The organism is Rhizobium sp. PDO1-076 (genome assembly GCF_000247475.1).
Lineage (GTDB): Bacteria > Pseudomonadota > Alphaproteobacteria > Rhizobiales > Rhizobiaceae > Allorhizobium.
The window spans coordinates 1-12,597 of the sequence record NZ_AHZC01000035.1; the positions used below are offsets into that span (position 1 = coordinate 1).

17 protein-coding genes and 1 pseudogene are annotated in these 12,597 nt (G+C 61.5%); 12 read left to right on the top strand and 6 right to left on the bottom strand.

Annotated features, from left to right (window positions below; genetic code table 11):
- The 3 genes from PDO_RS03240 to PDO_RS03250 form a co-directional block, all read left to right on the top strand.
- The coding region (locus tag PDO_RS03240; protein WP_007597757.1) for a hypothetical protein at positions 1-395 on the top strand (395 nt) is incomplete at its 5' end.
- Positions 396-520: 125 nt separating this feature from the next.
- Positions 521-1,537 (top strand): betaine--homocysteine S-methyltransferase, encoded by a 1,017-nt coding sequence (bmt, locus tag PDO_RS03245; protein ID WP_007597759.1) that lies wholly within the window; start codon positions 521-523, stop codon positions 1,535-1,537.
- 214 nt (positions 1,538-1,751) lie between these two features.
- Positions 1,752-2,093 carry a hypothetical protein gene (locus PDO_RS03250; RefSeq protein ID WP_007597760.1) on the top strand — a complete coding sequence of 114 codons (342 nt, stop codon included), beginning with the start codon at positions 1,752-1,754 and terminating at the stop codon, positions 2,091-2,093.
- 22 nt (positions 2,094-2,115) lie between these two features.
- Here the strand turns inward: PDO_RS03250 and PDO_RS03255 are convergent, their stop codons facing one another.
- A complete protein-coding gene (locus PDO_RS03255; RefSeq protein ID WP_007597761.1) occupies positions 2,116-2,862 on the bottom strand; it encodes a phosphodiester glycosidase family protein in 747 nt (248 codons plus the stop codon).
- Positions 2,863-3,049: 187 nt separating this feature from the next.
- On the opposite strand from PDO_RS03255, the gene PDO_RS03260 reads away from it, so the two are divergent.
- Positions 3,050-3,784 carry a ParA family protein gene (locus PDO_RS03260; protein ID WP_007597762.1) on the top strand — a complete coding sequence of 245 codons (735 nt, stop codon included), beginning with the start codon at positions 3,050-3,052 and terminating at the stop codon, positions 3,782-3,784.
- Positions 3,785-3,790: 6 nt separating this feature from the next.
- On the opposite strand, the gene PDO_RS03265 is transcribed toward PDO_RS03260, so the two are convergent.
- Together PDO_RS03265 and PDO_RS03270 are read right to left on the bottom strand one after the other, a co-directional pair.
- The gene (locus PDO_RS03265; protein ID WP_007597764.1) at positions 3,791-4,507 is read right to left on the bottom strand and encodes a 4Fe-4S dicluster domain-containing protein; all 717 of its coding nucleotides are present in this window, start codon (positions 4,505-4,507) and stop codon (positions 3,791-3,793) included.
- 98 nt (positions 4,508-4,605) lie between these two features.
- Complete coding sequence (locus PDO_RS03270) at positions 4,606-6,171, bottom strand: trimethylamine methyltransferase family protein (RefSeq protein ID WP_007597766.1); 1,566 nt, start codon at positions 6,169-6,171, stop codon at positions 4,606-4,608.
- A gap of 258 nt (positions 6,172-6,429) precedes the next feature.
- On the opposite strand from PDO_RS03270, the gene PDO_RS03275 reads away from it, so the two are divergent.
- Complete coding sequence (locus PDO_RS03275) at positions 6,430-7,131, top strand: corrinoid protein (RefSeq protein ID WP_007597768.1); 702 nt, start codon at positions 6,430-6,432, stop codon at positions 7,129-7,131.
- Positions 7,132-7,189: 58 nt separating this feature from the next.
- Here the strand turns inward: PDO_RS03275 and PDO_RS28195 are convergent, their stop codons facing one another.
- Both PDO_RS28195 and PDO_RS27730 read right to left on the bottom strand, forming a co-directional pair.
- Positions 7,190-7,342, bottom strand: coding sequence for a hypothetical protein (locus PDO_RS28195; RefSeq protein WP_007597776.1), 153 nt, complete (start codon positions 7,340-7,342; stop codon positions 7,190-7,192).
- 69 nt (positions 7,343-7,411) lie between these two features.
- The gene (locus PDO_RS27730; RefSeq protein WP_037072510.1) at positions 7,412-7,570 is read right to left on the bottom strand and encodes an entericidin domain-containing protein; all 159 of its coding nucleotides are present in this window, start codon (positions 7,568-7,570) and stop codon (positions 7,412-7,414) included.
- 42 nt (positions 7,571-7,612) lie between these two features.
- On the opposite strand from PDO_RS27730, the gene PDO_RS03285 reads away from it, so the two are divergent.
- Positions 7,613-8,263 (top strand): DUF1638 domain-containing protein, encoded by a 651-nt coding sequence (locus PDO_RS03285; RefSeq protein ID WP_037072506.1) that lies wholly within the window; start codon positions 7,613-7,615, stop codon positions 8,261-8,263.
- Positions 8,264-8,276: 13 nt separating this feature from the next.
- On the opposite strand, the gene PDO_RS26910 is transcribed toward PDO_RS03285, so the two are convergent.
- Positions 8,277-8,417 carry an entericidin domain-containing protein gene (locus tag PDO_RS26910; RefSeq protein WP_085995727.1) on the bottom strand — a complete coding sequence of 47 codons (141 nt, stop codon included), beginning with the start codon at positions 8,415-8,417 and terminating at the stop codon, positions 8,277-8,279.
- Positions 8,418-8,653: 236 nt separating this feature from the next.
- On the opposite strand from PDO_RS26910, the gene PDO_RS03290 reads away from it, so the two are divergent.
- The 6 genes and pseudogenes from PDO_RS03290 to PDO_RS03315 all read left to right on the top strand — a co-directional run.
- Positions 8,654-9,307, top strand: a complete 654-nt coding sequence (locus PDO_RS03290; protein ID WP_007597789.1) for an exopolysaccharide biosynthesis protein — start codon at positions 8,654-8,656, stop codon at positions 9,305-9,307.
- A gap of 15 nt (positions 9,308-9,322) precedes the next feature.
- Positions 9,323-10,126, top strand: coding sequence for a formyl transferase (locus PDO_RS03295; RefSeq protein WP_007597791.1), 804 nt, complete (start codon positions 9,323-9,325; stop codon positions 10,124-10,126).
- Positions 10,127-10,226: 100 nt separating this feature from the next.
- Positions 10,227-10,529, top strand: coding sequence for a virulence factor (locus tag PDO_RS03300; RefSeq protein WP_007597801.1), 303 nt, complete (start codon positions 10,227-10,229; stop codon positions 10,527-10,529).
- A complete protein-coding gene (locus PDO_RS03305) occupies positions 10,522-11,163 on the top strand; it encodes a methylenetetrahydrofolate reductase C-terminal domain-containing protein (RefSeq protein WP_007597802.1) in 642 nt (213 codons plus the stop codon). Before PDO_RS03300 ends, PDO_RS03305 begins: the two co-directional genes overlap by 8 nt.
- A gap of 3 nt (positions 11,164-11,166) precedes the next feature.
- A complete protein-coding gene (locus tag PDO_RS03310; RefSeq protein ID WP_007597803.1) occupies positions 11,167-12,261 on the top strand; it encodes a methylenetetrahydrofolate reductase in 1,095 nt (364 codons plus the stop codon).
- Between the two features lie 98 nt (positions 12,262-12,359).
- Positions 12,360-12,597, top strand: a pseudogene (locus PDO_RS03315) (methyltetrahydrofolate cobalamin methyltransferase); the annotation flags it as partial.

The window sequence follows — 12,597 nt, forward strand, 5'->3', positions numbered from 1 at the left end:
TCTTCATCACCCACGATCTCGATGAGGCACTGCGTCTCGGCGACAAGATCGCCATCCTGCGCGATGGTGAGGTGATCCAGCAGGGCACGGGCCAGGAAATCGTGCTGAAACCGGCCGACGACTACATCAGCTCCTTCGTCAAGGAGGTCAACCGCGGCCGCGTCATCCGCGTCGATACCATCATGTCGCCCTTTGTCGGGGTGGCCGAGGGCATCGCCATCCCGCGCAGCACGGTTCTGGAAACCGCCGCCAAGCTGATGATCGAGTTCAACCAGGCCAGCGCCAAGATCGTCGACGATCATGGCGCCCCCATTGGCATGATCGATCTGCAGCAGATCATCTCGTCTATGGTCACGCCGGTGAACCACGAGGAAAAGCCGCTCGTGGCCGCTTAGGGGCTTAGGGACATGTCACGATCGGCCCCGTTGGCATGCGCCATCGGGGCCGTTTTTCTTTTAGTCGTTGAAGTCACATAAAGACTTCTTTATATGATGGATCAAACATCATCAAAGGACCGACCATGGCAAGCCTTTCCAATCCGCTCTCCGATCTGCTGGCTGAAAAAGGCGTGTTGCTCGCCGATGGCGCAACCGGCACCAATCTGTTCGCCCAGGGGCTTGAAGCCGGCGAGGCGCCGGAACTGTGGAACGAGGCGCAGCCGGAAAAGATCGTCAAGCTGCACCAGGACTTCGTCGATGCCGGCGCCGACATCATCCTGACCAATTCCTTCGGCGGCACCCGCCACCGGCTGAAGCTGCACCACGCCCAGGACCGCGTGCACGAATTGAACCGGAAGGCCGCCGAGATTGCCCGCGCCGTCGCCGATAAGGCACCGCGCAAGGTGATCGTCGCCGGCTCCGTCGGCCCGACAGGCGAACTGCTGGTGCCGCTCGGCGCGATGACCTACGACGAGGCGGTCGCGGCCTTTGTCGAGCAGATGGAAGGCCTCAAAGCCGGTGGCGCCGACGTCGCCTGGATCGAGACCATGTCGTCGCCCGAGGAAATCCGTGCTGCTGCCGAAGCCGCCGTAAAAGTCGGTCTGCCTTACACATTTACCGGTTCCTTCGACACCGCCGGCAAGACGATGATGGGCCTTGACCCCAAGGACATCCACGGCGTTGCCGGCGATATCGGCGCAGGCCCCCTTGCCGTCGGCGCCAATTGCGGCGTCGGCGCCTCGGATATTCTCGCAAGCCTGCTCGACATGACGGCAGCCAATCCGGATGCGACCGTCATCGTAAAGGGCAATTGCGGCATCCCGGAATTCCGCGGTACCGAGATCTTTTATTCCGGCACCCCGCCGCTGATGGCCGACTATGCCCGCCTCGCCCGTGATTCCGGCGCCCGGATCATCGGCGGCTGCTGCGGCACCTCCTGCGGCCACCTGGCCGCCATGCGCGCCGCCATCGACGACTACACGCCCGGCCCGCGTCCGACACTCGAGGTCATTGTCGAGCGCATTGGCCCGCTGCGCAACAAGACGGCGACCGAATCGAGCAGCCAGGAAAGCGGCCGCCGCAACCGTCGTCGCGGCTGATCAGCGGTCGGCTCCTCTGAAGACATCTGCAAGCGGCGGCTCTCGGGCCGCCGTTTTCCGTTTGCCGGTACCGCAAGCACCGTGCAATTCGAGCAGCCTGTGTACCAATGCCACAGACAAGTTTCGGACAATCTTGTTGTGGTGTAGCTTGACCTAATAAGCGCGGCCGTCTGTGGCTGCAAGCTGCAGTAAGCCGAGTGAAGGAGTATCCGCCATGTCCGTTTTCCCGGATCGTCAGACCGTCGCCGACAAGTTTTCGACCCTGCAGGACCAGGATCAGTCTTTCCTGCGCCTGTTGTTTGAAAATGCCGCGCAGGACGAAGCCCTGTTCGAAGGCCTGCATCTCTATCTGGATCGCGCCTCCGAGGCGAAGTTCTTGAATTCGCTTAAGCTAGAGCGTTGTGGCGAGTGGATCGGCAACAACGCCCCGGCCCGCCTGCAGATCCGCCTGATGGAGGCCGCCAAGTCCAGCCAGCATCCGGCCTTTGCCGCCTTCCGCAAGGGACTGCAGGCGTCCGGTGGACTGGAGCGCGCCTATCCCAAGGCTGCCGTCTGAAGGCGGCCGTCTGAGACCCCGCTCAGTTCGGTAAGGGAACGCTGACCGAGATGATCGGACCGACCGGAAACAGCCGGTCGCGCCTGTTGCTGTCCGCAATGAATACGCTCGAAATCGTCCCGTCGAGATAGAGCGCATTGGCGCAGCCGAGCCGGTCGCGAAACAGTCTGGCGAAGTCGTAGAATCGCACAGGCCCGTTCGAAATCACCATATGCACCTGCCCCTTGGCATCGATACCAATGCCGTTGCGCACCTTCAGGCTGTCGCTGTCGGCAAGGAAACGCGGATGCAGCTTGCCGTCGATCACCAGCATCGGCCCTGACTGCGTGGCAAAATCCGCCGTGATGCCCTGGGCCATGTAAGCCTTGGTTTCAATCACCATCGGCTTGCCGTCCCGAACAGCAAATATCCCATTCGGCAGCAGATGAAAATTGCCCCATCCGCCGCCGGTCACCGCGGATTTCGGTGTCCTGCCATATTCGACGAACAGGCCGACGGGCGATCGGTCTTCGTGATACATGCCGCCGTTCATCGCAAACAGCAGCACGCGACGCTCGGCCCAGAGCTGTCGCCGGAGGGAATCGAATCCGCCGTAGATCCGCCCGTCGGGATCGGCCAGGTGAGTCCGGATCGCAACCTCGCCCGGATTGTAACGGCAGGCGGTGTAACGCGTGCCGTTTTCGTCGATCTCCCCACATTTGGCCAGGACTGTGCCGGATGTCACAGCGAGCAGCAGATAAGTCAGACAAATCAATCGTCCCAACAGCAAGATGAAATACCTTCTCTGACTGCAAAGCCTTGCCACGCATGCCTTTTTGCAGGTCGTTAACAAATCCAGTGTCGCATTTACCATTGGTTAACCATGCGCACCAATGATCCTCGTCACGCAGCATATAGACGGCTGCTTTACCAGAGCGATGACTTGGCTCGGACCCTTATTTTAAGAGGAAAAGATTATGCCAGTTGTAACGTTTGCCAACACCAAGGGCGGCGCCGGCAAGACCACGGCGGCCCTCATGCTCGCATGCGAACTCGTTTCCCGCGGCAACCGCGTCACCATTCTCGATGCCGATCCGCGTGGCTGGATGAGCCGCTGGCATGCCAAGAATGGAACGGGTGCGCTGCTCTCCGTCGTGCCGGTCAGTGACGAGACGATCGAGGCGGCAACCCTGAAGGCAAAAAAGCGCGGTGGCTATATCCTGATCGACCTGCCCTCGTCCCATGATGCGCTGCTTGCCCGCGCCGTCGGCCTAGCAGACCATGTCATCATCCCGGTGCAGGGCTGCGCCATGGACGCCCAGGGCGGCGCCGAAGTCCTCGATCTGCTGGCCGAACTCGCCAGCAAGTGCGACGTCAAGATCCCCCATTCCGTCGTCCTGACCCGCGTCAACGCTGCCGTGACCACCCGCGCGTTGCAGGCCGCCAAGGATTTCCTCACGGAAAAAGGCATCCGCACCCTGACCACCGCCATTGCCGAGCGTGCGGCCTACCGCGACGTCTTCGACCGCGGTGGTCTGCTGCACAATCTGGATATGCTGGAAGTCTCCAACCTGCCCAGGGCGCTGGAGAATGCCGCCCGTCTCGCCGATGAAGTCATCGCGCTTCTGCCGCAGCGCAGCGTCCGCCCTGTCGTCCGCAAGGACGCTGCACCAAAGGTCGTTGCCAAGTCTCCGCTCAAGAAAGCAGCCTGATCTGGTCTATTCCGGGGCCTCTCCGAGCGCTTCCATGTGAAAGCGCAACTGCGGCCCCGGATACCGATAGGCCTGCCCCACCGGGCAGGCATTGCGGGCTAGGCATCCCTGGGCCATGCATCCTGGCTGCCCGGCTTCTGTTGCCAGATGGGACCGGCAGGCGCGCACATCAAAACCTGCGGGACTAATGGCGTTCACCGGACACTGGCTGAGGCACGGCTTGTCAAGACAGCGATCGCAGGCATGCGTCACCTCATGCGCGCTGACCGACGCATCCAGCGCATGTGAAAAGCCAAGCGCGCCACGATAGCTGTGCCAGAGACCGAATTGCGGATGCATCAGGATGCCGAGCGGTGAAGCTTTCATCCCCTCTGCCTCAATCGCCCATGCCTGAAACGGCTGGTAGGGCGGATCCGACGGAAAATATGCGGTGGCGCCAAATGTCTGCGCGGTCGCGGTCAGGATTACCTTTGACCAGGCATCAAGCGGATGCGCACCGCCTTTGTCGGTTTGCGCCGTCCGCCACTGGCTGAAGGTCGGCCACAGCGAGCCGCCGATGGGACCGACAAGCACGATGGTACGTGCGGCTGAACCATCGGCCAGTGCCGGCGTTGGTGCCGGCACTGGACCTGTCGCGTCAAGATGCACGACACCGCGGGTAAACAGTCCATGCGCTGCCAGAGCATCCGACAGACGCGCCAGAATGGCCGAAGGGCCGCTCATCGCGGCCCCTCGAATTTATAGTGCGGACGCCAGACTTCTTCCTGGATCATGTCCGCCACCCTGTCCGCACCGCCTTGCTCCCTGGCTGCGGGAGCCTTTCAGGTAAAGGCGTCGGGCATCGAATCCTTGCGACCCTTGATGAAGGCCAGCAGCGCCTCGTCCAGCGCCGGATCAAGCGCCGGTGCTTCATAGCTGTCGAGCCACGAGCGGCAGAGCGCATTGGCGCGCTGTTCGATGCGCTTTTCGCCTTCGATTTCCCACTGTTCGAACGAGTTGTTGTCCATCAGCGCCGAGCGGTAGAAGGCCGTCTGGAAATTCGCCTGCGTATGGGCGCAACCGAGATAGTGGCTGCCGGGACCGACTTCGCGGATAGCGTCCATCGCCTGGCCGCTTTCCGACGTGTCGACGCCCTGTGCCATCTTCTGCATCATGCCGAGCTGGTCCTGGTCGATCATGAACTTCTCGTAGGACGACACCAGGCCGCCTTCGAGCCAGCCGGCCGCATGCAACACGAAATTGGTGCCGGCCAGCAGCGTCGTGTTCAGTGTATTGGCCGATTCGTGCGCTGCCTGCGCATCGGGAACCTTCGAGCCGCACAGCGAGCCGCCGGTACGGAACGGCAGGCCGAGACGGCGTGCCAGCTGGGCCGCACCGTAAGAGACCAGCGACGGCTCCGGCGTGCCGAAGGTCGGTGCGCCGGACTGCATCGAGATCGAGGCGGCAAACGTGCCGAACAGCACCGGCGCGCCCTTGCGGATCAGCTGGGTAAATGCAGCCCCGGCCAGAACTTCGGCGAGGATCTGCGTCAGCGTGCCGACGACCGTGACCGGGCTCATCGCACCCGACAGAATGAATGGCGATACGACACAGGCCTGGTTGTGACGGGCATAGACCTTCAGCGCGCCAACCATCGTCTCGTCGAAGACCATCGGCGAATTGGCGTTGATCAGGTTGAGCGTGACGCAATTGTTCTCGACGAAATCGTCGCCGAACACCAGCTTGGCCATGGCGATCGTGTCTTCGGCCCGTTCCGGCGCGGTCACCGAGCCCATGAACGGCTTGTCGGAATATTTGATATGGCTGTAGATCATGTCGAGGTGGCGCTTGTTGACCGGCACATCGACGGGTTCGCAGACCGTGCCGCCCGACGAATGGATCGACGGCGCCATATAGGCGAGCTTCACGAAATTGCGGAAATCCTCGATCGTCGCATAACGACGCACGCCTTCCAGGTCGCGCACGAAGGGAGGGCCATAGACCGGCGCAAACACGGTCGCATTGCCACCGATTCGCACATTGCGCTCCGGATTGCGCGCGTGCCAGGTGAATTCCGACGGTGCCGTTTTCAGGATTTCGCGGCACAGGCCCTTGGGAAAATGCACCCGCTCGCCGCGCACATCGGCGCCGGCCTGCTTCCACAGTTCCAGCGCTTCCGGGTCTTCGCGGAATTCGATGCCGATTTCCTCCAGCACGATGTCGGCATTGCGCTCGATCAGCAGCAAAGCCTCCTCGTTGAGCACTTCATAGACCGGAATCTGGCGCTCGATATACGAAAGCGACGCGCCCGGGCCTCCACCCGTCCGCGAGGCGCGCCTGGCGGCAGCGCCCCGGCCTTCTCCGCGCACGCGCCGACCGGCGCCCGATTGTGCTGTGCTATCGTCCATCTGTGTTTCCTCGTCCTTCGCGCATTCCGCGCTGCTTCCTCACCTTTATGCTATTCGCATTTCCATGGGAAACATTCCTTATTGCGCCAACCAATGGCACGTTGCGGACATGCCTTGTCCATTCCCGTCGCTTTTCACCGAAGCCGCGTCGCTTTCGAAAAGAGTTTTTCACGAACTTGAGGTTTAACTGCAACTCAGGCAGTCTCGATTTGAACTGTCATCGACAGTGCCAAAAAAACAGCGAGCGGGAAACATCCAATGTCAGACGACGAAATCATTCTCGAAGACCTGTCCGACGAAGAGCTTGTGCAGCAGATGCACGACGACCTCTATGACGGCTTGAAGGAAGAAATCGAGGAAGCGACAAACATCCTGCTCGCGCGTGGCTGGGTGCCTTACGACGTCCTGACCCAGGCACTGGTAGAAGGCATGCGCATCGTCGGCATCGATTTCCGCGACGGCATCCTGTTCGTTCCGGAAGTTCTGCTGTCGGCCAATGCGATGAAGGCCGGCATGACCATCCTGCGCCCGCTTTTGGCCGCCACCGGCGCCCCGAAACAGGGCAAGATGGTTATCGGCACCGTCAAGGGCGACATCCACGATATCGGCAAGAACCTCGTCGGCATGATGATGGAAGGTGCCGGCTTCGACGTCATCGACCTTGGCATCAACAATCCGGTCGAGAACTACCTGGAAGCCCTGGAACGCGAACAGCCGGACATTCTCGGCATGTCGGCGCTTTTGACCACCACCATGCCTTACATGAAGGTTGTCATCGACACGATGAAGGAAAAAGGCATCCGCGACGATTACGTCGTTCTGGTCGGTGGTGCGCCGCTGAACGAGGAATTCGGCAAGGCCGTTGGCGCTGATGCCTATTGTCGTGATGCGGCCGTGGCCGTTGAAACGGCGAAGGAATTTGTCGCCCGCAAGCACAACAGCCTCGGTGCCCGCGCCTGAGCCCTTAGCTCTGAAGCGCTAAAACCGGGTTTGAAGACCCGAAACAGGGATGCCGGGCTTATTGGCCGGCATCCGCCAAAAGCGACATCTGGACGCCGCGCTGCGGACCATCTGCAGTTGACGTGGAGTTCATCGCCATATGTCCGGTGGAATACAGCACAGCCACCAGCATGTAGATGGCGCTCGCTTTTGCAACCGATGTAAGTGTCATTGCCCCTCTCCTTCTTGGCAAAGCTTAGTCGGCGCAGGCGACACCTGTATGTCGCCTGCGCCGAAGAACTTAGTTCGCGGCGCTTTCGACGCTCTGGCCGGCGGCCTGCGTTGCATTGACCGTGCTGGCGGCGTCCTTGCCAACACCGCGGATCGTGTTGCCGCAGGCGCTGAGCGCGAATACGGTGAGAATGAGAGCTGCGCCGGTGGTCAGTTTTTTCGCCATCATGAGTGTGTAATCCTTCTTGAATTCAACGAGGAACGATTTGCGATGGAACAACGCGCGACAAGCGAAAAAGTTCACGTGATTGCGTGCGGCGCGATCGCCCGCGAAATTCTGGCCGTCAAGGACGCCAATCGCCTGGATTATCTGACCCTGGAATGTCTTCCGGCCATCTGGCACGTCTATCCCGGCAAGATAGCGCCGGCGCTTCGCGAAAAGATCGCCGAAGCCCGCGCCAATGGCCATGAAAAGATCTTCATTGGTTATGCCGAATGCGGCACCCAGGGCGAGATCGACAAGATCTGTGCCGCAGAGGGCATAGAGCGCATTTCCGGCCCGCACTGTTACGCCTTCTTCTCCGGCACGGAAAAGTTCCTCGCCGAATGCGAGACGGAATTCACCGCCTTCTACCTGACCGACCTGATCACCCGCCAGTTCGAGGCCTTTGTCATCGAACCGCTGAAGCTCGACCGTCATCCCGAACTGCGCGACATGGTATTCGGCAATTATACCAAGATCGTCTATCTCGCCCAGACCGAGGACAAGGCCCTGCAGGAAAAGGCAAAATGGGCGGCCGACTACCTGAAGCTCGACTACGAATACCGCTTCACCGGCTACGGCGATCTCGACCGCGAACTCACGCTCGCGGCAAGACCGGCACCGTCTGCAGAGCCACCGGTCACCGCCTCAGGTCTTTGAGCGAAAAAGCCCTTTAATTCACCGAATTCGCCACGCTGCGCCCGGCATCCTGTGTCGCATCGACCACATTGCCCATGTCGCGGCCGACACCGCGGATCGTATTGCCGCAGGACGACAACGCCACCAGCGCCAGTCCCAGAACCGTCAGTCGCATCAAGCCTTTGGCAGTCAAAGCCGACATCTTCGTCTCTCCGATGGAACAAATCACCCACCAGTTGGTGACAAAGCTCTTGGGAAAAATCAAGGCTGACCTCGGCATGGCTGAAAATGTAACCCTGCCTTTACCATCCACCCAATATTGATCTGCCCCGATGCTCCGGCCTTAATTGTCCCGCAAGCAATCGCTGTCAGCCTGTCTCCCAGGTCAACAAAAAACAATGAAGCGAGATCATGACCGACAGGGTGGACACGCATATCGCCGGCATTTCCGGCGCCACGGTTGCTGTTGCAGCGCATCCCGAAAACCTCTCCGACCTTCTGGCGCGGCTTGCGCGCTCCCGTGACGGCAAGGTGACAATCCGCGACATCGCCATTGCTTTGCAGGATCGCTCCTTTGGTGCCTTCCTGCTCGTCTTTGCCCTTCCCAATCTGGTGCCGCTGCCGCCCGGCGCGACTTTCGTGCTCGGCCTGCCGCTGGTGTTCATCGCCTGGCAGATGTTTGCCTCGGCCCAGGGCCGCGTCTATTTCCCCCGCCGCATCGGCGACTACGGCGTCGAGGCCAGTACTTTCCAGCTGGTTGTCGATCGCCTGGTGCCGTGGCTGCGCAAGGCGGAAAAGCTGGTCGTGCCGCGTTTCTGGTTCCTCGAAAGCCGGATTGCTGAACGTGTCATCGGCTTTCTCGCTTTGGTTCTGGCGGTCGTCATCTTCCTGCCGATCCCGCTCGGCAATTGGCCGCCGGCCGTGGCGCTTGCCATCATCGGCTTTACCCATTCCCAGCGTGATGGCGTCGGTGTAACGCTCGGCTGCCTGCTCGGTGTCGTCTCCCTGCTTGTCGCCGGCTTTGTCGTCTACACGGCCTGCGCCGTGCTGATGCTCGTCGTCTGATCGGGTAAGGCGGCGATGACCGATACTCCGACCAACAACGCCAATGGCCCCGCCTCGGCTATGCCGGTTGTTGTCATGACCGCCGGCGGCCTCAATCCGACGCTGGTGATCCAGGCCCTGGCCGCCCGCAATGCCGATATCCACGTCATCCTCGAGCAGCCGGAAAGCAAGCTCGACATCACCCGTCGCCGCGCCCGTCGTCTCGGCTGGGTTGCGGCGATCGGCCAGCTCGCCACCATGATCGCCGCGCGGCTCCTGAGGAAATTAGCCAATAAGCGAATTAGGCAAATTCTGGATGCGCACAATCTGACCGACACCATGCCGGGCAATGTCGCCGTGCATCAGGTCACCTCGATCAATGATCAGGAAACCCGCGCCCTGATCGCGCAGATCCGCCCCGCCGCCATCCTGCTAGTCTCGACCCGGCTGATGGCGCGGAAACAACTCGCAGCCATGCCCTGCCCGGTCCTCAACCTGCATGCCGGTATCAATCCCGCCTATCGCGGCCAGATGGGCGGCTACTGGTCGCGGCGCTTAAACGATGCCTGCAATTTCGGCGCAACCGTGCATCTCGTCGATGCCGGTACGGACACCGGCGGCACGCTCTACCAGGTCCGCACCACCCCAGCTGCCGGCGATTTCATCTCGACCTATCCGCTGGTCCTGACGGTTGCCGCCCTCGACATCACCTGCCGCGCCGTCGCCGATGCGCTGGCCAGCAACTTGCAGCCTATTGCTCCAAAGGGCCCGTCCGCCTTGCACTTTCCACCCACGCTCTGGTCGTGGATATTCCACGGCATCACCCGGCGAATCTGGTAAATCCCGATAGCGTCGTTTTTTGCTGTCTGCGACGTCGTGAAGAGCGCAGTCTGGCACCCTGACGCCGTGCATTCTGCGGAGACAATGGGGAGTGAGTGGCATGGCAGACAAGATCATCGTCTTTTGGCGCGATATTCCGGCCCAGGTGATCATCAAGCAGGGGCGCAAGGCCGCCAAGCGTGAGCTTTCCCTGCGCTTTACCGAGGCGATTGACATGTGCGCGATGCGCACCGGCGCGGCCGAAACCGAGGATTATCTGGCCGAATGGCGCAAGGCCGATTCGATCCCCGTCGGTGACGATCTCGAAGCCGAGGCGGACAAGGCCCTGACGGAAATCGAAGCCGCTTACGACAAGGCCCGCCTCGTCGCCCTGGTCCATGCCGGAGGCCGCGACAATGGCTGACGCCAATCCGGCTCCGATGCCCAACATAGTCAAGGGCAATGCTGCCCCGGCGAAGAAGGCAGCCACCGGTGCCTACACGCCCGCCGGCGTCTCGCCGAACCGCCGCGCCCGCCGCTCCTACACCATTCGTCTCTGGGCCGTGCGCCATTCGCGCTTCCTCGAATGGTTCTACAACCGCTTCGCCCATATGTTCCTGTTGCTGCATCCCCTGTGGAAAGCCATCGGCTATGCCCGCGTCGAGCGGCCGATCACCTTTGTCGAGCGCAACGTCAAGGGCCTGTTGTTCGACTGTCGCATGTGCGGCCAGTGCGCGCTGTCGTCGACCGGCATGTCCTGCCCGATGAACTGTCCCAAGCAGTTGCGCAACGGTCCCTGCGGCGGAGTGCGGGCCAATGGCAACTGCGAAGTCGAACCCGACATGCCCTGCGTCTGGGTCCAGGCCTGGAACGGGTCGCGCAACATGGCGAAAGGCGATGCCATCTTGAACGTGCAGAAACCGGTCAACCAGTCGCTGCGCGAAACCTCGTCCTGGCTGCGCGTGACGGCCGAAGCCGCAGCCAGCCGCGAAGCCGCTATCCCGACATCGGCTGGCCCGACATCCGTTGGCCCGAAAACCGGCGACAAGGAAGCCTGACCCATGGCCCATATCGACGAAAACCCGCTTGGCGCCCATCTGCCGCTCGATCCGCTGCCCGGCCATTCCTCTCTCGGTCGGCTGGAACGTGTCCTGCGTCGCGGCGAATTTGCCGTCACCGCCGAACTGAACCCGCCCGACAGCGCCGATCCACAGGACGTCTATGAACGCGCCAAGGTCTTCGACGGCTGGGTCGACGGTATCAACGCGGTCGATGCCTCCGGCGCCAATTGCCACATGTCCTCCGTCGGCATCTGCGCCCTGCTGACGCGCATGGGCTACGCCCCGATCATGCAGATCGCCTGCCGCGACAAGAACCGCATTGCCATCCAGGGAGACGTGCTCGGTGCTGCCGCCATGGGTGTGCAGAACATCATGTGCCTGACCGGCGACGGCGTGCAGGCCGGCGACCAGCCGGGCGCAAAGCCGGTCTTTGACCTCGACTGCATGTCGCTGCTCGAAACCGTGCGCACCATGCGCGACGAGGCGAAATTTCTCTCCGGCCGCAAGCTGTCAACGCCGCCGAAGGTCTTTCTCGGCGCGGCGATTAACCCGTTTGCACCGCCTTATGATTTCCGCCCCTACCGCCTCGGCAAGAAGATCGAGGCCGGCGCACAGTTCGTCCAGAGCCAGTATTGTTTCGACGTACCGATGTTCCGCGACTACATGGCGAAGGTCCGCGATCTCGGCTTCCACGAGAAATGCTACATCCTCGTCGGCGTCGGCCCGCTGGCGTCTGCCAAGACCGCCAAATGGATCCGCTCCAACGTGCCGGGCATCCATATTCCCGACTCGGTCATTGCCCGCCTCGAAGGCGCACAGGATCAGAAGAAGGAAGGCAAGCAGCTCTGCATCGACATCATCAACGAGGTGAAAGAGATCGAGGGCGTGTCGGGCGTGCATGTCATGGCTTATCGCCAGGAGGAATATGTCGCTGAAATCGTCCATGAATCCGGCATCCTGAAGGGCCGCCAGCCATGGAAGCGCGAAACCGGGCGCAGTGATGCCATGGTCGCCGAACGCCTTCACGAAATCGGCTCCGAGCCCGTTCAGGACCAGCAGGCACTGGTCGACAAGGCCGCCCACCTGCCGCACTGACAAGTAGAATACGGGAGGAGTTCATCCGCCCGCATCAGACACCTTGCATCCATCGACCGTCTGGCAAACAGTGCCCAGAGGCCACACCGGAGATCCACATGACCCGTACCATCGTCGCGTCTGCCACCAGGGAAATCATCATCGGCTTCGATCAGCCGTTCTGCGTCATCGGTGAACGCATCAATCCGACCGGCCGCAAGAAACTGGCGGCAGAAATGATCGAAGGCAATTTCGACACGGTCATCAAGGACGCGCTGGAACAGGTCGCCGCCGGTGCCACCATGCTCGACGTCAATGCCGGCGTCACCTCGGTCAACCCGAACGAGACCGAGCCGG